Annotated in this window: 14 protein-coding genes; 5 read left to right on the top strand and 9 right to left on the bottom strand. The window is 44.3% G+C overall.

Annotated features, from left to right (window positions below):
- The 5 genes from KDW03_RS06605 to KDW03_RS06625 form a co-directional block, all read right to left on the bottom strand.
- A complete protein-coding gene (locus KDW03_RS06605) occupies window positions 1–1,746 on the bottom strand; it encodes a hypothetical protein (RefSeq protein WP_271434303.1) in 1,746 nt (581 codons plus the stop codon).
- Between the two features lie 135 nt (window positions 1,747–1,881).
- Window positions 1,882–3,309, bottom strand: coding sequence for a peptidylprolyl isomerase (locus KDW03_RS06610; RefSeq protein WP_271434304.1), 1,428 nt, complete (start codon window positions 3,307–3,309; stop codon window positions 1,882–1,884).
- Between the two features lie 185 nt (window positions 3,310–3,494).
- Window positions 3,495–4,976, bottom strand: a complete 1,482-nt coding sequence (locus KDW03_RS06615) for a hypothetical protein (RefSeq protein ID WP_271434305.1) — start codon at window positions 4,974–4,976, stop codon at window positions 3,495–3,497.
- Between the two features lie 9 nt (window positions 4,977–4,985).
- A complete protein-coding gene (locus KDW03_RS06620; RefSeq protein ID WP_271434306.1) occupies window positions 4,986–6,167 on the bottom strand; it encodes a DUF58 domain-containing protein in 1,182 nt (393 codons plus the stop codon).
- A 2-nt stretch (window positions 6,168–6,169) separates the two neighbouring features.
- The gene (locus tag KDW03_RS06625) at window positions 6,170–7,132 is read right to left on the bottom strand and encodes an AAA family ATPase (RefSeq protein WP_271434307.1); all 963 of its coding nucleotides are present in this window, start codon (window positions 7,130–7,132) and stop codon (window positions 6,170–6,172) included.
- Between the two features lie 207 nt (window positions 7,133–7,339).
- On the opposite strand from KDW03_RS06625, the gene cimA reads away from it, so the two are divergent.
- Genes cimA through KDW03_RS06650 form a run of 5 tightly spaced genes read left to right on the top strand, consistent with a single transcriptional unit; the run spans window position 7,340 to window position 12,915 of the window.
- Window positions 7,340–8,905, top strand: a complete 1,566-nt coding sequence (cimA, locus tag KDW03_RS06630) for a citramalate synthase (RefSeq protein ID WP_271434308.1) — start codon at window positions 7,340–7,342, stop codon at window positions 8,903–8,905.
- A gap of 2 nt (window positions 8,906–8,907) precedes the next feature.
- On the top strand, window positions 8,908–9,726 hold the full coding sequence (gene murI / locus KDW03_RS06635; RefSeq protein ID WP_271434309.1) for a glutamate racemase: 819 nt from the start codon (window positions 8,908–8,910) through the stop codon (window positions 9,724–9,726).
- Window positions 9,727–9,736: 10 nt separating this feature from the next.
- Window positions 9,737–10,312, top strand: a complete 576-nt coding sequence (locus tag KDW03_RS06640) for a hypothetical protein (RefSeq protein WP_271434310.1) — start codon at window positions 9,737–9,739, stop codon at window positions 10,310–10,312.
- The gene (locus KDW03_RS06645; protein ID WP_271434311.1) at window positions 10,309–11,640 is read left to right on the top strand and encodes an LptF/LptG family permease; all 1,332 of its coding nucleotides are present in this window, start codon (window positions 10,309–10,311) and stop codon (window positions 11,638–11,640) included. Before KDW03_RS06640 ends, KDW03_RS06645 begins: the two co-directional genes overlap by 4 nt.
- Before the next feature lie 3 nt (window positions 11,641–11,643).
- Complete coding sequence (locus tag KDW03_RS06650) at window positions 11,644–12,915, top strand: LptF/LptG family permease (protein WP_271434312.1); 1,272 nt, start codon at window positions 11,644–11,646, stop codon at window positions 12,913–12,915.
- Here the strand turns inward: KDW03_RS06650 and KDW03_RS06655 are convergent.
- The 4 genes from KDW03_RS06655 to KDW03_RS06670 form a co-directional block, all read right to left on the bottom strand.
- Entirely contained in the window at window positions 12,884–13,306 is a 423-nt protein-coding gene (locus KDW03_RS06655; protein ID WP_271434313.1) for a secondary thiamine-phosphate synthase enzyme YjbQ, read from the bottom strand. The two genes, KDW03_RS06650 and KDW03_RS06655, sit on opposite strands and share 32 nt — an antisense overlap.
- Entirely contained in the window at window positions 13,306–14,583 is a 1,278-nt protein-coding gene (locus KDW03_RS06660) for a metallophosphoesterase family protein (protein ID WP_271434314.1), read from the bottom strand. Before KDW03_RS06660 ends, KDW03_RS06655 begins: the two co-directional genes overlap by 1 nt.
- A gap of 813 nt (window positions 14,584–15,396) precedes the next feature.
- On the bottom strand, window positions 15,397–16,533 hold the full coding sequence (locus KDW03_RS06665) for a hypothetical protein (RefSeq protein ID WP_271434315.1): 1,137 nt from the start codon (window positions 16,531–16,533) through the stop codon (window positions 15,397–15,399).
- Between the two features lie 614 nt (window positions 16,534–17,147).
- A complete protein-coding gene (locus KDW03_RS06670; protein WP_271434316.1) occupies window positions 17,148–18,368 on the bottom strand; it encodes a hypothetical protein in 1,221 nt (406 codons plus the stop codon).
- Window positions 18,369–18,556: the final 188 nt, after the last annotated feature.

Here is an 18,556-nt window from a genome sequence, read left to right on the forward strand (position 1 = left end):
TTATTCGTTTGTTTTTAGCTGGGAGAGAAGGATGGGTGTTTTAACTTCAAGGCTGTAGCCTCCTATTTCTCCCTCACTGATGAGAAAATCGATAGCTGAGGCTACATAGTACGCCTGAGAAAACATATTAATCACAGAGGTTTTTGTGGTTATCTTTTTGGAAAGGATTCGATTTTCGATGGAAAGTATTTCATCAGGGTTGTGGAGGATTTTTCGGTCTTTTTCGTAGTCTTCGAAGATAATTTTGAGATTGAGGGAAAAATCGTGAAGAAGTGATTGGATTTTTTGCCGGATCTTACGAGAGCTCTGGCTTCTTTCCAGTTCAAGTTTCTGTTGTTTGGCATAGTGCTCTTTACTTGCTCTCGGCAGGGAAGTATCAATCTTTTGGAGTTCTACATAGTTTTTCACGTATTCACTAAAGAGTTTGTAAATGTCATCGATGTGGAAATAGAGATCTTTGAACACACTTCGATAATCCCGTCTGGAACCCGCATCAAAGAAGATGTTAAATTGGATCTGGTTAGAGATAAAGAGGAAGGAGTAGCTTTTATCGAAAAACTCTAAAAGGGTTATCGCGATAAAGGCCTTGTCTTCTATGGGGAGAAGAGATCGTGGGTCACGAATACTTTTGAAATTGTCCATAACTTCACGAAAGTTAAGAGATTCCCTGAGGATACGCATGCCGAGTCGTACTGGCTCGGGCAGTCCTTCCAGACCATCGTTACTCGCCATCGCCTCTTCCATCTCTTTGGCCATTTGTTCTTCCAATGCTTTTTGTCGCTCAAGTTCTTCTCTTCGACGCCTTTCCTGTTCGTCTTCCTCTGCCCAACGTCTTGTGTAATAGCCAATCTCATCGGTTTCGTTGAAGTTGAGGAATTCTTTGAAGCTCTGGAATTTACCCATATAACGCATGTCTTTGTAATAGTAGTCTGCCAGATAAAGAAGTCTCGGGAAAATAGTATAGAAAAGCTTGTAGATGTTTTGATTGACGATCTGAATGTTTTTGTTGACGGTTATGGGTTCAAGTGAGCGCATCGTTTGTTCTGTCATGAGGACTTTTTCGACAACAATGTTGAGGCTTGCTTTGTACTTATCAAGAATAAGAAGGGCTTTGAAAAGTTTTACAAGATTGTTTCTTGCGATGAGAAGAGGGTTCGGGGGATTCATCAAGAGTTGTCTGACAAGTCGAAAAAAGTCCACATCGTAGATCATGTCAAGTCGATAGATAAGCTCATAGTAATGAGAGAGTCCTATCTCATGGAGTTTTTGTCTGAGATCGTATGAGAAGGCTTTGTCCTGATAGAAAAGAGAGGTGAAGATCTGATGATTGATGGTGGAGAGTTTCTCTATATCTCCGAGCAGGGAGAGGAAATGATGGGAGAATTTGGTACCCCAAAAGTTGAAAATACCGTAGAGAATACATATCCATTTGGCTGCAAATCGCTCCCAGAAAAGATCCCAGCGAGAAACATGGGTTTCTTTTTCGTTTGCTTTTTTTGTTTGGTTTGCTGGTTGTCTGGTGGAAGAGGAGGAAGACATTGATGTTCTTTTTTCAGCGGCACGACGCTGGGCTTCCTTGGCTTCGACAAACTCTGAAAGTTTTTTTGAGAGTTGAACCGAAGGGTCGGACTCGAGGTTAACAACCTTGCCTCCAGCCCTCACAAATTCTTCAAATATCTCTTTTTGTTCTTGAATGTCCAGTTGATCAATGCCGAGTTTTTTCTTTTTTTCCTCTAGTGTTCCCATTCATGCTCCTTTTTGAGTGTTTGTTCTTTGTTTTTATTTATTATACATAGTTTTGGGAAAAAATGCAATACTAAAGAAAATAAAAGGGCGCTTCTTTCAGGAAGCGCCCTTTTTTCCAGACATGAAAAAAGCTGTTTATTGAAATTGTGGTGAGTTACCCTGTATTTCGGCGTTTGCACGGATTTTGTTTGCTTTTTTGAGCAGATCGTTTAATCCATTCTGGTTGAAGGTAACCTTGTATTCGGATTTTTTCTGGTCAAGCCAGCTCTGGTAGAAGTACCACATGCGACTTTGGATAAGCTGATTTCGGATCTGGTTCTTGAGGTTTTCGTCAAAAGGCATTGGTTTGCCATCTTTGACAAGTCTTGCTTTGTTTTGCTCGTAAAAGTCTTTCACATCTTTGTCTGTGATCATACTACTTGCTTGCTGGAAAAGTATCTGTTCAAAGTTGTTCATAGCGTACTGAATGAGAGCATCTTCGCGAACCTTACGTCTTGAGTCTGCATTGTCTTTACCGATTTTTCTTCCACCTTCAACGTTAACAAGAAAACCCTGAGCAGCATTCATGAGAGCATCAAACTGGGTGGAAAGTTCCTGTTCATAGCCCGGGATAAAGAGGGCAAAGAGGTTTTTGACCTCTTTCCAGGTGTAGTTTTTGCCCCAGACACTGAACAAAACCGTGTTGTCAGGGATTGCAGTGATCTCGTACTCGTTCTTTCCAACTTTTACCTTGTTATCTTCGAGGGTGTAATTCTTTTTTACAGCCATAGCAAGGGTTTTTGTCTGGAGATCCTGCTGGAGTTTCATGAGAACATAATAACTCATCTTGCCATCTTGCACCTGTTTTTCTATCCAGCTGTAGGATTTGTCTGTTTTGGGTTCGGTGACATAGATGATATGGTAGCCATCACTCGTTTCAACAAGCTCGGGGAGGAGACCTTTCTTTTTGGTGGTAAATACAGCATTTTCAAATTCTGGCACCATCATTCCTTCGAGGAAGTACCCGAGGTCTCCACCGATATCTTTACTGCCTGGATCCTGAGAGTACTGGATGGCAGCATTGCTGAAATCTTTGGTGAAGTTTTTGGATTTTTTGAGGGTATCAAGTGTGTTCTGGGCGAGAAGACGTACCTCTTCTTTGGTGGCGTTGGTATTTACTGTAAACAGGATATGGGAAGCCCTTACGACCGGGAAAGCGGTATTTTTGGTTTTTTGGGCCACCCAGTTTGTTCCCTCTTGAGCAAGGTAGATGAAGTACTGTTTTTCAATCTCGGAGGAGAATTTGTCATTGAATTCGGGGCTGTTCGTAAGACCTGCCTTGAGTTCTTCAAAGAGAATAATGTCTTTGGATGCACGACTTTCAGAAAAGAGAACATTTTTTAGCATCTCGACATCCTGAAGGTACTGGGGATAGCTGGTAGCCATATATTCTACCAGGTCTTTAACATCGTTGTATGTGACACTTTTTTTCTTGCCACCTATTTCATAGGTGAGAACAGGCTGGCTACAACTAAAAACAAACACGGTTGTGATACTTGCGAGAAGCCATTTTTTGAAATTCATAAGGATACTCCTTCTGTGGTTTTATAGGTTTTTATTATACCCGGGCTGAAAAAAATATGCAAATTTTTGGAGATTTTTGTGATCTCTTTGTCGGTAAAAATGAAAATTGTGCTTTTGGGTTTCCCTCAAAGTCTCAATTGCTTTTAAAAATTGGGTTGGATCTTTCTTCTTTTGGTTGGGTGTTGTTATTTATTTATTTCGCCAATCACCGTTTGTATGGTTTCCTCAAAAGCGCGGATCTTTTCCTGGGAGAGAATATGCAGACTATAACGACTTTCGTTGAAAATACCTACGATCCAGAAAAGACTTTCCTGGAGAGAGGGGAGATTCGAGGTGAGTTTTTCGATGTATTCCAGAGGACCGTAGGAATGACGGTAGGGGAGGATGCGACTGCTTGCTGTTTCGATTAACATCACAAAGTATTTTACGATGGTCATGATCTCTTCTTTTTTTTCATCGCTGGTGGCGCTGGCATTTTCAAAGAGGGCATACAGCTGTTGTTTCAGAACCTCGTTTTCCTGTTGTTTTCGCTTGTTTTTTTGGAGCTTTTGCTGGATGAAGCTGATACCTGTAATTGTGAAAAGAATCATGATGAAGAGGCGAATCAGTGTCCCAAAGATCTGAAAGACAAGACGATTTTTTTCATAAAAAGCGATAAACCATCTGATCAATCGGTTTTTGGGTTTGTAGGACCAGAAAGTGGCAAAAAAGTATCCGATAAGACCAAAGACGAGATAAACGCCTATCAAAATAATGAGAATACGAAGAGCTCCTCTCAAAACAGGAGAGGGTGGTTTTCTTTCTTGAGTGGCTTCAGAAGAAGAGATTTCATTGGTAGGGGAGGGGGAAAATTCTTCTGGCGTCTGGAGACTGATTTCGGTTTGCCTTACCGACATTTTAAAACGCTCTCCGAGTTTTTCAAGAGAGAAGACAACAAATCGATGGGGCAGGAGAAATGCTATACCTAACGAAAGGAGAAGCCCTCCCATAATGAGGGATTTTGGGAAACCCTTGTGTGTTTGATTGAGAGAAAGGCCTTGCATTTTCCAGTTAAAGATTTGAAACTGTTCGTGAAGCGAGGACCACGATCCCCAAAAACCCAAAAAGAGCAATGCCCAGCTTACTGTGAGATGGTTTCTAATAGCGGGTTGGACAAGTGAACCTATACTGCTAAAGAAAACACTGAGAAAAAATAACCAGAAAAAAAGTTTTTCCGAGCCTTCGAGAGAGGTGTTGAGATTAAGCCGGGCGATCTCTTCAGCTGCCCATTTTTCATAGGGCAGGGAATTATCTGCTGGGTAGTCAGACAAGAGATGGGAGAAGGTTTGAGGTTTCCGGGAAAATCCCCACCACAAAAGAAACATGAGGGTTTCCTGAACACTCAAGAGGATGATAAGGGCAGATAAAGGAACGCGGGGAATGAGACCAATATTTCCCACAACAATAATCGCCGGCAAGGAGAGGAGAAACCCCAATACAAGGCGCACAAAGGTTTGGAGTTTTCTCCTTTGTTCGATATGAAAACCGGTAAAAATGGACTGAATGATTCCACTTATCCAGATGACAGGAACGATCTCTGTTATATTGGAAACAAAGAGGGAGAGAATGCTTCCCATCACGGTTATGGTAAATCCGAGAAGCATAAGGATCCACGAGAGTGTTGCCATACGTCCCCCCTATAGTCGCGTGAGTTGGATCAGGGTTGCCTCGTGTTCAGCATAGTAGCTCTGAAAACCAATATTCCACAGGCTCAGCTCCCTGGAAATTTCAGGTCCTACCTGAATAATCGTAATCGAATGCCCCATATGTTGGAGATTAATGAGTTGTTGAATAATTTCATGTGAAAGTCTTGGAGAGATAACAAAGAGGCTTACTCCCCAGGAAATCCCCTGCAGGTGTTTGGATAATATGTCACGAAATGGGGCATTTTTTGCAGCTTCAATAGTAGCAAGATGAGAAAGCATGTTGGTGAGATGGGATTCACCTTTTCCGAGTTCAATATCAAGCACTTGGTCTACATTATCGATACGGCAATTGATGACGAGCGCCATCTCCTGACGGAGAAGAAAAAGCTCACGCAGGAGAGAGGCTGTAACTTCAATAGCTCGTTCTATGTAATAATCCTTGTTGTGAAAATCATAGTCTTCGCTGGCAAGATTCAGGATTACCAGGCTTGCAGAGGAGATGGCGGGTTGATAAGTGTTTATGTAGAACTTTCCCTGACGTGCCGAGACTTTCCAGTTGATACGGCGGATGTCGTCACCGGCGTTATATTCTTTGAGCCCGGTGATAAGGGTAGGATCCTCAAAAATAGGCATGGGATTTTTAATTATTCCAAAGGGTTGCATGCTTTTGTATTTGTGACCGGAGAGACGGAAAAGGGTGGGATACACGATGATGGCTTTTCGGGTATCATGTTCGATTTCTATTTCATCCCAGCCTATAAAATCAGAAAAAAGTATAGTTGTGGGACCTATGATAAACTTCCCTCTTCGTCTTCCTGAAAAGCTGTACGAAAGCATCTGACGTTCTCTGGGTTTCAGTGTCAAAAGGAAAGGGTAACTCTGTCTGGGGGCAAGATGAATGTCAATAGCATCACGGATAAATATATATCCTACAGGGAGCAAAGAGGTATTGGTAATATGAAGGAAATTGTCTTCGGGAAGAGTGGAAAAAACCTGGGTAGTTTCGAGAAACCTTTTGATGTTGACGTATTTTGGGACGAGAAAAAGATACAGCCGGTTTATCCCTAAAAAAAGGAGCGAAGCGTAGAGAAAAATTTTTAGTCCACCAAGTTCAATGAATAACGAGACAAATAGGATAAGAATGCCCAGAAAAATCCACAGTCGTTTATTCATATTTATCCTTGCGTTTTGGGCTGTTCCATGGGTACAGGAATGTTGCTCAGAATGCGCTCAATGATGGCCCGTGCATCGATATTTTTAAGTCTTGTTTCCGATCGGAGGACAAGACGATGCTTGAGGACATCAACGGCAAGATTTTTGATGTCCTCGGGGATAACGTAATCTCGCCCATTGAGTAACGCATAGGCCTGAGCTGCTTTGTAAAGGGCTATACTTCCACGAGGAGAAGCTCCCAGGAGAATGTTTGGGTCATGGCGGCTAGCGTCGACTATCTTGAGAAGATACTGTCTGAGGGAAGCATCCACATACACATTGGGAACTTCAACTTGAAGTTTTAGGATATCTTCTACAGATACTACCGGTTCAAGGGATTGTATGGGATGAACCTTGTTCTGGCGAAGGATCACTTCGGCTTCTTCTTCGATATCGGGGTACCCCAGCGCTAGACTCATAAAAAAACGATCCATCTGAGCCTCTGGTAGGGGGAAGGTACCTTCAAACTCTATGGGGTTCTGGGTAGCAATGACAAAAAAAGGTTGGGGAAGAGCGACACTCATACCTTCAATAGATACCTGATTTTCTCCCATAGCTTCAAGAAGGGCGGATTGGGTTTTGGGAGTAGCGCGGTTGATTTCATCGACGAGTAAGATCTGGGAAAAAATAGGCCCCTTGCGAAACTCGAAGCGTTTAGTATCAGGGTTGTAGATGGATACCCCTGTAATGTCCGCCGGAAGCAGGTCCGGTGTTCCCTGGATGCGCTTGAAGGTGGCGTTAATGGTTTTGGCTACAGAGCGAGCAAGCATGGTTTTCCCTAACCCGGGCACATCTTCGAGAAGAACATGGCCTTTACACACCAGGCTTACGAGAAGTTTTTCAATAACCGGTCGTTTGCCGACGATCACCTTTTCAATATTTTTAATAATTTTTTGGGATGTTTGCTGGATAGCATCAAGATCCATACCCCCGCCTCCTTTTTTAGAATTGATTTATTATAGCATTTTTTTTGGATTTTGCAAGCCTTTGGAAAAATTTATTTTCAATAGAGGTGTACGGGATAATAGCGAAAAAAAGGTTTTTTAAGGTGACAATGCAAGGTGAAAATTTTGCATTTTTTTGACAGGAAAGGAGAAGCTATGTATAATATAGAGAGAAAAAAGGAGTGGCCCATGAAACGTATCTGGATCTATGATACCACCCTTCGAGATGGGAAACAGGCAGAAAATGTGAATCTTTCTCTCACCGACATGCTTGCTATTGCAAAGAGACTGGACCAATTTGGTGTTGATTATCTCGAATGTGGTTGGCCCGCGGCAAATCCCAAGGATAGGAGTTTTTTTGAAGAGATTAAGAAAGTCGAGCTTCACCATGCTCAGATTGCTGCTTTTGGAAGTACTCGTCATGCTAAAAACAAGGTTCAAGAGGACCCCAATATTGAAGCCCTTCTTAAAGCAGATACTCCTGTAGTTACTATTTTTGGGAAAAGCTGGGATCTCCATGTCAGGGAAGTCTTTCATATCTCTCTCGAAGAGAATCTGAAACTCGTCTATGAGTCTATTGACTATCTCAAGAGGCACAACAAACAGGTCTTTTTTGACGCCGAGCATTTCTTTGATGGTTACCGCAGTAACCCGGAGTATGCTCTCAAGGTTTTGGAAACTGCGGAAAAAGCCGGGGCAGATGCGATTATCCTCGCTGATACGAATGGTGGAATGTTGCCCTCGATGATCCGGGAGATTATGAGTGTGGTGACAAAAGAGGTCAAAACCCATATAGGCATTCATGCGCATAACGATAGTGATTGTGCTGTTGCGAACTCTCTGGAAGCAGTGCTGGCCGGTGCGGTTCAGGTTCAAGGGACCTTTAACGGGGTAGGAGAGCGTTGTGGCAATGCCAACCTTGTGTCGATTATTCCTAACCTGGTTTTGAAGCTGGGATATGATTGTGGGGCTATTACTCTCGAGCGTTTGAAACAGTTAACAGAGGTTTCTCATTACATCTATGAGATAGCTAACCTCTCGCCGGATAACAAACAACCTTATACGGGGCATAGTGCTTTTGCCCATAAGGGAGGGGTGCATGTTAACGCTGTTGAAAAGAATCCTAAAACCTATGAGCATATTGATCCTGAAATGGTAGGGAATCGCCGCAGGATCCTTATCTCCGAACAGTCGGGTAAGTCTAACATCCTTGAGAAAGCTCATGAACTGGGTTTAGAGATTAAAGATGCCTTTATTCAACCCCTTCTTCATAAGGTAAAAGAAATGGAGAATATGGGGTATGAGTTTGAGGGTGCTGACGCTTCTTTTGAGCTTTTGGTGAAGCGGATTACAGGGAATTTTGTTGAGCGATTTGATATAATTTCTTTCCGTGTTTCTTCTTTTGTGAAGACAAATGACTATAGTTACGTGGAAGCGACGGTGAAGCTTCGGGTGGGAGAGATGGAGGAACTTACCGTCGGAGAAGGGGACGGTCCGGTCAATGCCCTCGATATTGCCTTAAAAAAGGGACTGTCAGTTTTCTATCCTGTGATAAAAGCGGTGAAACTCACGGACTACAAGGTACGTATTCTTAACCCTAAAGCGGGGACAGCAGCGGTTACGAGGGTGCTTGTTTCTTTTCAGTACAATGGTTATGAGTGGCAAACCGTAGGGGTTTCCAGTAATATCATTGAGGCAAGCTGGCAGGCGTTGGTAGATAGTATGCATTATATTTTGATGAAAGTGGAAAAATAATCATGGGTGAGATGCGATACAAACCAATAGGGGTTTTTGATTCTGGTGTGGGTGGTCTTACGGTAGTGAAGGCATTGATGGAACTGTTGCCATCGGAGTCTTTTGTGTATCTGGGGGACACAGCCAATCTCCCGTATGGTGAAAAATCGGCTGAAATGGTTCGGCAATATGCTTTCCATAATGCCCAGTTTTTACAGGAGTTTGATATCAAAGTGATGGTGGTAGCCTGTAATACAGCCTCTTCTGTAGCTCTCGAAGAGCTTCAGGAGAATTTTGATTTTCCTGTGCTGGGGGTCATAGAGCCAGCAGCGAGAGAAGCTGTGAGGGTGAGTCGTTCCCAGCAGATAGGAGTGATTGGTACCAAGCGGACCATCCGTAGTGAGATGTATACTCACAAAATTCATGAACTCTCTCCCCAGGCGAGGGTTATAGGCAAAGCCTGTCCTCTTTTTGTTCCTTTGATAGAGGAGGGTTTTTTGCATCACGAGGCAACAATGCTTGTCGCCAAAGAATACCTCTCTCCTCTGGCAAACGATATTGATACCCTTATCCTGGGTTGTACCCACTATCCTCTGATACGGGATACTATCCAGTCTGTTCTCCCTCATGTGACGATTGTGGATTCAGCAACCTCTACGGCGAGAGAACTTCGCCAACTGCTGTTGGAGCGAGATTGGCTTTCTGATCAGCTCTCTCCAAAAAGACAGTTCTTTGCGACAGATATTACCGAGCATCTTCACGGACTTGCCAGGATGATTCTTCCTGATGTGCCTTCTCTGATATTTGAAGAGGTTCGATTGGCATCTACACCGGTGGTGTAGGGGGCTAAGTATGAGAGATATTCTTTTCCGTATAGGTATATGGTGGTGGCGACCATCCGTGGGAGCAAAGGAAGCGATCATGTATCATCCTCGATGGTCTGAAATCGTGTGGCTTATTGTGATGAATATGGTTGCTATGGGGATTATGACACTTCTGGCTATAGGGGGAAGTTTTCGATCTCTGGTGGAAACCCTTGGCGGAATAGTACTTTTTTCTCTTTCTTTTGTGGTGTGGTGGGTAGTGGTGTTTGCTGTGATGATGATGCTTCTCGTGGCTGGATTTCGGCGTGTTGTGGTGCCGGAGAGACTGCTTTTTCTTCTCGGGGTATCTCATCTGTCATGGGTTTTTCTTTTGCCTGTGGCTCTTGTTGGTGTCTGGATTGGAACAGGATTTGTTACGTTTGTTTCTTTTGTCGCAGGGTTGCTTTCTTTTTTGTGGCTTGTTGAGGTTTTTCGAAAAGAGTATGCTCTCTCTTTTGCTAAGACTCTGGTGATTGTGGTTTTTCCAGCGTTTATTATTTTTTTGCAGGGGATTTTCTGGGCTTTGAGAACTCTGGTTACGCTGGTGCTTATGGGGAGTTTATGAAAAGTATTGGTTCTCTGGCAAGGCAGTATCTCTGGAGCACGTATGATAGATATTTTTATAAAACGCTGATACCTTCTTTTCTGGTTGGTTTTGTCTTTGTGACCCTTTTCCAGGGGATTGTGGAGTTGTACAATCTTATACAACTCTATATTAAATCAAACGTACCCCTCAAAAATATCTTCTTGATGACAGTGAATCTTGTTCCTTTTTTGGCAACGATCACCCTGCCTTTGGGAGTTCCTTTTGGATATATCCTGGCCATGGGAAGACTTTCCCGGGATTCGGAGATTATTGCTCTGCGTGCTTGTGGTGTGTCGAATTTTCGAATCGTTCTTCCTGGCCTGGTGTTTGCTGTTTTTCTTACCTTGTTTGCCTGGGTTTTTAATAATTTTATAGGCTATCCAGCAACAAAAAGTTATATTCTCTTGCGTGCTCAGTCTGAGCGTGAGAAACCGATAGTTCAGCTGAAAAATCAGGCTTTTCTCAGTGTGGGCAAGTACCAGTTAAAATTTGATAGAAGTATCACTTTTGAGAATCTTGAGGTTTTGCTCAATGTTCAACTGGTAGATCTTCCCGGGAAACGTACTATCATGGCAGAGAAGGGCAGACTCTACAAGGATCCCGAATCTGCGAATAACTATGTGATCAAGCTTCAAAATGGCAGTATCTCGGAAATCCAGGAGATAGAAAATGAAATGGGCCGAAAAGAACAGAAAATGTTTATTGTTTCTTTTCGGTATCTGACGGTGTATATTCCTATCTCTGTTGAGGGTTTCAATATTCGGACGTTGCCGGAAAGCATGAGTGTTTGGGAACTCAAGAAACAAATTGAAGAGGAAATTAAGAAAAACACTTCCTGGCAAAGTTTTTTGCGAGAAGAAAAAGAGCTTTTGGAGGATGAAAAAAAGATTCAACGGGAGCTTAAGAATCTTGCAAAGCTTGTTCCTGATCCTGCACAAAGGAAGGCAAGGGAACAAGAGCTTAAAACTCAGCTTGATGAGACGAAACGGAAACAGAAAGACCTGGTGCGTCAGGTTCGGAGTGTCATGCCAAGAGAGCGTATGAGTTTAATGGAGAAGTATTCGTTTCCTGCGGCTATTTTGGTCTTTGCTTTGCTGTGTGTTTTTTTGGGCATGTTTTTACCCCGCGGAGGGAGAAATGAAAACCTTGGAATAGCGATGATTGTGATGATTGTGTACTATGGTATATGGATGGGTATGCGAAGGCTTATCGAGGCCCAACAGGGGGACCCCTGGTTGGTGTGGGTGCCGAATCTTGTTTATTTGGTGGTGGGTTTAGGGGTGATGATGAAAAAAATTCGGGAGTAGGGTGTGCCTTTTTGGAAAAAGGAGTATGGTGCTTTGATTCGGGAAAGACTGAGACTGTTATGGAAATATTATCGATTCTCAATATTTGACCGGTATATTTTACGACAGTTTGTCCTGGTGAGTTTGTTTTCTCTTGTTTTTATCGTTGTTCTGTATGAGGTTGTTCAGGTTTTTCAGTTTTTGCGATGGTTTCCGGAGGGGACAAGGGGCATAGACATATTTTTCATGAACCTGTATGAAAGTGCTTACTGGGCGATGATTTTTCTTCCTCTTTCACTTACCCTTGGAGCGGTGGTGGTTTTTACAAGACTTGCTAACCACTATGAGCTTCGGGCGATGGTCTCTACTGGTATCAGTCTCAAACGAGTGATGTTTTACCCGTTGTTTTTTACAGCTGTTTTTGTGTTGGTGATGATTTTTTTTCTCCAGGAAAATGTGATTTTCCCCATTTATCAGCGTTATTTTGCCTACCAAAAGCTCGTGTTTGAAAAGGTTCCTGTGAAGGAAGTAGACAGGTTTAAGGATAACCAGAACGTGGTTGTGTATGGGCCGAATCATACCTTATACATGGGAGATAGATATCTGGCGCTCGCAAAGCGGCTCGAAAATGTGGTGATTTTGTCTCTGATACCCAAGGATGGTCCTGAGTTTGTTATTTCTCAAGTTTTTTCTAACGAATATCTTATGAGTAATCTTCAGCTTATAGAAAAAGAAAGGCTTCTTGATGTTCTTCAGAGGATTAATTTTACCATGCGTATCGATGCGAGGTCAATGGTTTGGGATAAGGATCACTGGGTTCTCTATGATGGAACAATATGGAGGATTAATCCATTCTCTGCGAGCGTTCAGGTGGACCAGTTTTCTCAATTTACAACGAATGTGCTTTCGATAGAGCCTTTTTATCTGGAAAAGATCTGGTATGATATGAATGCTATGAAGCCATCGCAGTTAAAAGCGCTTATCCGTTTGAGAAAACAGTCGGGGCAGTTTTATGCGGATCTTGAAGCGGTTTGGTATTCGAATATTTCGTATATGCTGAATGCTTTTTTTCTGGTACTTCTTATCGTGGGTTTTATCGATATATCGAGGAAAAAGATCTCTCTTATTGAAAATCTGGTGATCTGTTTTGTAAGTTTTGGAGTTTCCTACATCGTATTTGCGATGGGGGCAAGTTTTGCAGCCAATGGAGATCTTCCTCCTTTTTTAGGAGGGTTTCTCGGGACGATAATTCTGGGAGTGTCTGCTATCTGGTTGTATCGTCGACTCCCCACGTAGGGGGAATGATCTGAACCCATACCTCGCGTTTTCTTGGACCGTCAAACTCACAGAAAAAAATGCTTTGCCATGTTCCAAGCTGGATTTTACTCTCTGAGATGGGTACTATCACAGAGGAACCTGTGAGAACGCTCTTGATGTGGGCGTCTGAGTTTCCTTCTCGGTGATGAAAATCATCTCGCGGGGAGATGGTATGAGACAACCAGAGAAGAATATCATGCTGTACGTCTGGGTCGGCATTTTCGTTTATGGTTACTGCAGCTGTGGTATGAGGAATGAATACCATCGCTATCCCTTCTTTTACGCCAGAGGTTCTTACAGCTTCTTCAACAAGAGTATCAATGGGAAGCATGCATTGTCGCTTGGGTGTCGAAAGGTGAAAACGGTACATCAGAGGTTACTCCAAGCTCCTGTGGGAAGATGGATACGGAGGTTTTTATCGGGAGGAAGGAGATCAGTTTGCAGTCCCCGGATTACATACCCTTGATACCAGAGAATGAAGCGTGCTCGTGCTCCCATTTCTTTCCCTGTTGGGGAAAAGGTTACTCCGGGCTCATCTCCCGCGTAATGAACGGCAAAACCTTTGGCTACATCTTCTGCTATTTTGACTCCTTCAGCGTCAGGTACTCCGTACTTTCGAATGGTGTTGAGAGCCTGTCCGGTAAGTCCTTTGATCAAGTATTGCCGGCTGTATTCCTCAAAACCTGGATAGATGGAGACTGTGCTTGTTTGAATGGTGAGGAAAGCGTCTTCGAGAGAACAGATACGATAAGGGGAGGGATAGGAAACGAGGGAGCCTGTCTCAATATCGTAGAGGGTTTCTTTGTCTACCACAGAGGCGGTGATGTCCTGAGAATGGTAATGTCCTGTGAAAACGAGACGGATACGGTATTTTGCCATGAGTTTTGCCAGGTCTTTGCGGTTATTGAGGAGGTACTCGGGATGGAGTTTTCTCTGACCGGGCCAGTGTTCAAAAAGCCCGTGGTGCATCATTAAGATGAGCGTGGCGTTGCTTTTTTTTGCCTCCTGGGCAATGCCTTCAAGCCATTTGAGGGTTTGGGGTTTGAGTCTTCCTTCAGTTACGGGGTGTTTGAGCATGCGGTTGGATTCGTTGATGGTGGAATCCAGCGCTGCAAGCCAGAAGTCAGGGGTAATACGAACAGCATACGAGAGAGAAAAGGTATCCCGACTAAAAGCGTCTCTGTAACCAAAATCCGCATAGAATTCTGCAAAATCTTTATCAGAAAGATAGGCAACAGGTAAGGTCTTGTCTTCTTCGTAACGAAAAGCCTCAGGGTTGTTGAGATCATGGTTTCCGGGAATGACAAATATTTTGGGTTGACGGGGATGATTTTTCTTGATTTTTTGAAGGGCGGAACGTACCGCCTCATGGTTGACGAGTTCTCCATCTTTGGTCAGGTCGCCCGGGATAAGGATAAAATCAACGTTAAGTTGCATCACTTCTTGTATCCATGCTTCGAGGAGTTGAGGTGCTTCTCGAAGAAGTTTTCTATCATCGGCGAGATAGCTTTCAAAAGCTTTACCGTTGGTTCCCAGTTCACTACTGTAATAGTGAAGATCGGACACGACAACCCACGAGAGGGATGTCTGACCATACAATGTTTGCATGAGGAAAATGGAAAGAAAAATTCGCATAAACGATTTCATAAAAACCTCCTTTGTGGTTTTTATTGTAATGAACAAGAAGGAAAAAGACAAGTTTTTACTTTAGTTTTTACTTTTTTTCAAAAAGGGGGAGAAAAAAGCACCCGAAGGGAAAAGAGGTTATTGAGGGGGATGGCAAAGAGGGCTATGACTTTGTCGCAGTGAGAAAACTGCTGTTTTTTTGTTGCAGTACGAGAGGGAAAACAAGCTCTTCCCGTGTTGCAGTGAGCTCGAAAAATTCCCCTGCTCTTCCTTTCTTGCAGGAGAACAAGTTCCCTCTTGTCGAGTAAAGAAATGTCTCGAGATGAGCGGGGGTCACCTCGATACGCTTCGCTACTCGGTCACCTCGATACGCTCCGTTGGAGCTACTCGGTGACCGTTCTCGATACGCTCCGTTGGAGCTACTCGGTGACCGTTCTCGATACGCCCCCTTAGGGCTACTCGGTGACCGAGTGGGTACGCTTCGCTACTTGGCGACCAAAAAACCTTCGGCTCTTACCCTATCGCAGTGAGAAGACTTGCTATTACCATGTTGCAGTCAATTTTTGGGGTGAGAGGTTTTTGGGGCGTGCTCTTTCCTTCTTACAGTCAAAAAACCCTCAGAGAAAATCACAAAAACTGAAACAGGGTAAGATCACTTTCTTCTCTTGCTGAAAAATTTGTTTTTACCCTCTTTTCGTGAAGGCAAAAATCACGTGCTCTTTCCCTGTCACAGGACGCCTCTTCTCTCTTTCCTGCAATAAGGGAATAGCATACCGCCTGTTTTTAAGAGAAAAACCCGCCCACTATGAAAAGAAAAAGAAGAGACACTTCTTCTTATTTGTAGACCATCACGGTGGCTTTGTTGCCATTTGCCACATCTTGATAAGCCACGTAGGGAGTACCGTTGTCGACGTAGAGAGAAATAAAGTTGGCCGCTCCAGCTGAAAATCCGGGATTTCCCACGTTAGTCCACTCTGTTCCAGTAAACCTCATCACGGTGGCTTTGTTGCCATTTGCCACATCTTGATAAGCCACGTAGGGGGTACCGTTGTCGACGTAGAGAGAAATATAGGCGGCCTCTCCAGCTGAAAATCCCGGGCTTCCGACGACTTGCCAACTTGATCCATTCCATTTCATGACGGTGGCTTTGTAGCCATTTGCCACATCTTGATAAGCCACGTAGGGAGTACCGTTGTCGACGTAGAGAGAAATATAGTAGGCCTCTCCAGCTGAAAATCCCGGGCTTCCGACGGGTTGCCAACTTGATCCATTCCATTTCATGACGGTGGCTTTGTAGCCATTTGCCCAATCTTGATAAGCCACGTAGGGAGTACCGTTGTCGACGTAGAGAGAAATATAGTAGGCCTCTCCAGCTGAAAATCCCGGGCTTCCGACGGGTTGCCAACTTGATCCATTCCATTTCATGACGGTGGCTTTGGTGCCATTTACCCAATCTTGATAAGCCACGTAGGGGGTACCGTTGTCGACGTAGAGAGAAATATAGGCGGCCTCTCCAGCTGAAAATCCCGGGCTTCCGACGGGTTGCCAACTTGATCCATTCCATTTCATGACGGTGGCTTTGTAGCCATTTGCCACATCTTGATAAGCCACGTAGGGGGTACCGTTGTCGACGTAGAGAGAAATATAGGCGGCCTCTCCAGCTGAAAATCCCGGGCTTCCGACGGGTTGCCAACTTGATCCATTCCATTTCATGACGGTGGCTTTGGTGCCATTTACCCAATCTTGATAAGCCACGTAGGGGGTACCGTTGTCGACGTAGAGAGAAGTATAGGCGGTCCCTCCCGCTGAAAATCCCGGGCTTCCGAGGACCTGCCAGCTTTTTCCTCCATATCCAGGGAAATAGAGGTCGATGAATTCATCAAGTGTCATGGTGGGAAAAGTGAGAGAGCATCCATAAAAACCAACCACTACCACGATGATACTCTCAAGGAAGATGCTTTTTTTCTTCATATTGTCCCCCTTCGAGAACTTTTCATCTGAATTATAAAGGGTGTGGGTATCTTTGTCAAGCTAAAGACATTCCTCAAAAATAATCTCCGTGAAAGGATGTTGTTTCCTCATAATTGCCAAAAAAAAGGTGGGGGAGGGGATTTGGTGCTCTTCCCTTGTTGCAGTGAGCTCGAAAAATTCCCCTGCTCTTCCTTTCTTGCAGGAGAACAAGTTCCCTCTTGTCGAGTAAAGAAATGTCTCGAGATGAGCGGGGGTCACCTCGATACGCTTCGCTACTCGGTCACCTCGATACGCTCCGTTGGAGCTACTCGGTGACCGTTCTCGATACGCCCCCTTAGGGCTACTCGGTGACCGAGTGGGTACGCTTCGCTACTTGGCGACCAAAAAACCTTCGGCTCTTACCCTATCGCAGTGAGAAGACTTGCTATTACCATGTTGCAGTCAATTTTTGGGGTGAGAGGTTTTTGGGGGCGTGCTCTTTCCTTCTTACAGTCAAAAAACCCTCAGAGAAAATCACAAAAACTGAAACAGGGTAAGATCACTTTCTTCTCTTGCTGAAAAAATTTGTTTTTACCATATTCTCGTGAAGGCAAAAATCACGTGCTCTTTTCCTGTCACAGGACGCCTCTTCTCTCTTTCCTGCAATAAGGGAATAGCATACCGCCTGTTTTTAAGAGAAAAACCAGCCCACCATGAACAGGAAAAGAAGGGAAAAGAAGAGTGTAGACCATCACGGTGGCGTGGGAGCCATCCCAATATCGATAAGCCACGTAGGGAGTACCGTTGTCGACGTAGAGAGAAATATACTCGGCCCCTCTCGCTGAAAATCCCGGGCTTCCGACGGGTTGCCAACTTGATCCATTCCATTTCATGACGGTGGCTTTGTTGCCATTTGCCCAATCTTCATAAGCCACGTAGGGGGTGCCGTTGTCGATGTAGAGAGAAGTCCAGTTGGCCTGTCCAGCTGAAAATCCCGGGCTTCCGACGGGTTGCCAACTTGATCCATTCCATTTCATGACGGTGGCTTTGTTGCCATTTGCCCCATCGCTATAAGCCACGTATGGGGTGCCGTTGTCGATGTAGAGAGAAGTCCAGCTGACCCCTCCCGCTGAAAATCCCGGGCTTCCGACGGGTTGCCAACTTGATCCATTCCATTTCATGACGGTGGCTTTGTTGCCATTTGCCCAATCTTCATAAGCCACGTAGGGGGTGCCGTTGTCGATGTAGAGAGAAGTCCAGTTGGCCTGTCCAGCTGAAAATCCCGGGCTTCCGACGGGTTGCCAACTTGATCCATTCCATTTCATGACGGTGGCTTTGAAGCCATTTGCCCCATCTTGATAAGCCACGTATGGGGTGCCGTTGTCGACGTAGAGAGAAGTATACTCGGCCATTCCAGCTGAAAATCCCGGGCTTCCGACGACTTGCCAACTTGATCCATTCCATTTCATGACGGTGGCTTTGTTGCCATTTGCCCAATCTTGATAAGCCACGTAGGGAGTACCGTTGTCGATGTAGAGAGAAGTCCAGCTGGCCCCTCCCGCTGAAAATCCCTGGCTTCCGACAACCTGCCAAATTAATCCATCCCATTTCCTCACAGTGGCTTTGTAGTCATCCCCATCGCTATAAGCCACGTAGGGCGTACCGTTGTCGACGTAGAGAGAAGTATACCCGGCTGAATATGCCGAGGTTCCGACGGGTTGCCAGCCTTTTGACCATTTTGGGAAAAAAAGATCGATGAATTCATCAAGGGTCATGGTGGGAAAAGTGAGAGAGCACCCATAAAAACCAACCACTACCACGATGATACTCTCAAGGAAGATGCTTTTTTTCTTCATATTGTCCCCCCTCGAGAACTTTTCATCTGAATTATAAAGGGTGTGGGTATTTTTGTCAATTTTTCGAATTGCTTCATAATAAAAGTACTCGAAAAGGGAACGCTATTGCAAAATAAAAAAGTACTTTAAATTTGTGTAAAATAATCCAGTTCATGGCTCGACAAGCTCGCCAACCGTGGCTCGACAAG

Source organism: Thermospira aquatica (assembly GCF_023525255.1).
In the GTDB taxonomy this organism is placed as follows: Bacteria; Spirochaetota; Brevinematia; order Brevinematales; family Thermospiraceae; genus Thermospira; species Thermospira aquatica.

Excerpts from the sequence above, each read along its gene's own strand:
- KDW03_RS06605 (WP_271434303.1), bottom strand. The coding sequence starts at position 1,746 with ATGGGAACACTAGAGGAAAAAAAGAAAAAACTCGGCATTGATCAACTG.
- KDW03_RS06610 (WP_271434304.1), bottom strand. The coding sequence starts at position 3,309 with ATGAATTTCAAAAAATGGCTTCTCGCAAGTATCACAACCGTGTTTGTT.
- KDW03_RS06615 (WP_271434305.1), bottom strand. The coding sequence starts at position 4,976 with ATGGCAACACTCTCGTGGATCCTTATGCTTCTCGGATTTACCATAACC.
- KDW03_RS06620 (WP_271434306.1), bottom strand. The coding sequence starts at position 6,167 with ATGAATAAACGACTGTGGATTTTTCTGGGCATTCTTATCCTATTTGTC.
- KDW03_RS06625 (WP_271434307.1), bottom strand. The coding sequence starts at position 7,132 with ATGGATCTTGATGCTATCCAGCAAACATCCCAAAAAATTATTAAAAAT.
- cimA (WP_271434308.1), top strand. The coding sequence starts at position 7,340 with ATGAAACGTATCTGGATCTATGATACCACCCTTCGAGATGGGAAACAG.
- murI (WP_271434309.1), top strand. The coding sequence starts at position 8,908 with ATGGGTGAGATGCGATACAAACCAATAGGGGTTTTTGATTCTGGTGTG.
- KDW03_RS06640 (WP_271434310.1), top strand. The coding sequence starts at position 9,737 with ATGAGAGATATTCTTTTCCGTATAGGTATATGGTGGTGGCGACCATCC.
- KDW03_RS06645 (WP_271434311.1), top strand. The coding sequence starts at position 10,309 with ATGAAAAGTATTGGTTCTCTGGCAAGGCAGTATCTCTGGAGCACGTAT.
- KDW03_RS06655 (WP_271434313.1), bottom strand. The coding sequence starts at position 13,306 with ATGTACCGTTTTCACCTTTCGACACCCAAGCGACAATGCATGCTTCCC.
- KDW03_RS06660 (WP_271434314.1), bottom strand. The coding sequence starts at position 14,583 with ATGAAATCGTTTATGCGAATTTTTCTTTCCATTTTCCTCATGCAAACA.
- KDW03_RS06665 (WP_271434315.1), bottom strand. The coding sequence starts at position 16,533 with ATGAAGAAAAAAAGCATCTTCCTTGAGAGTATCATCGTGGTAGTGGTT.
- KDW03_RS06670 (WP_271434316.1), bottom strand. The coding sequence starts at position 18,368 with ATGAAGAAAAAAAGCATCTTCCTTGAGAGTATCATCGTGGTAGTGGTT.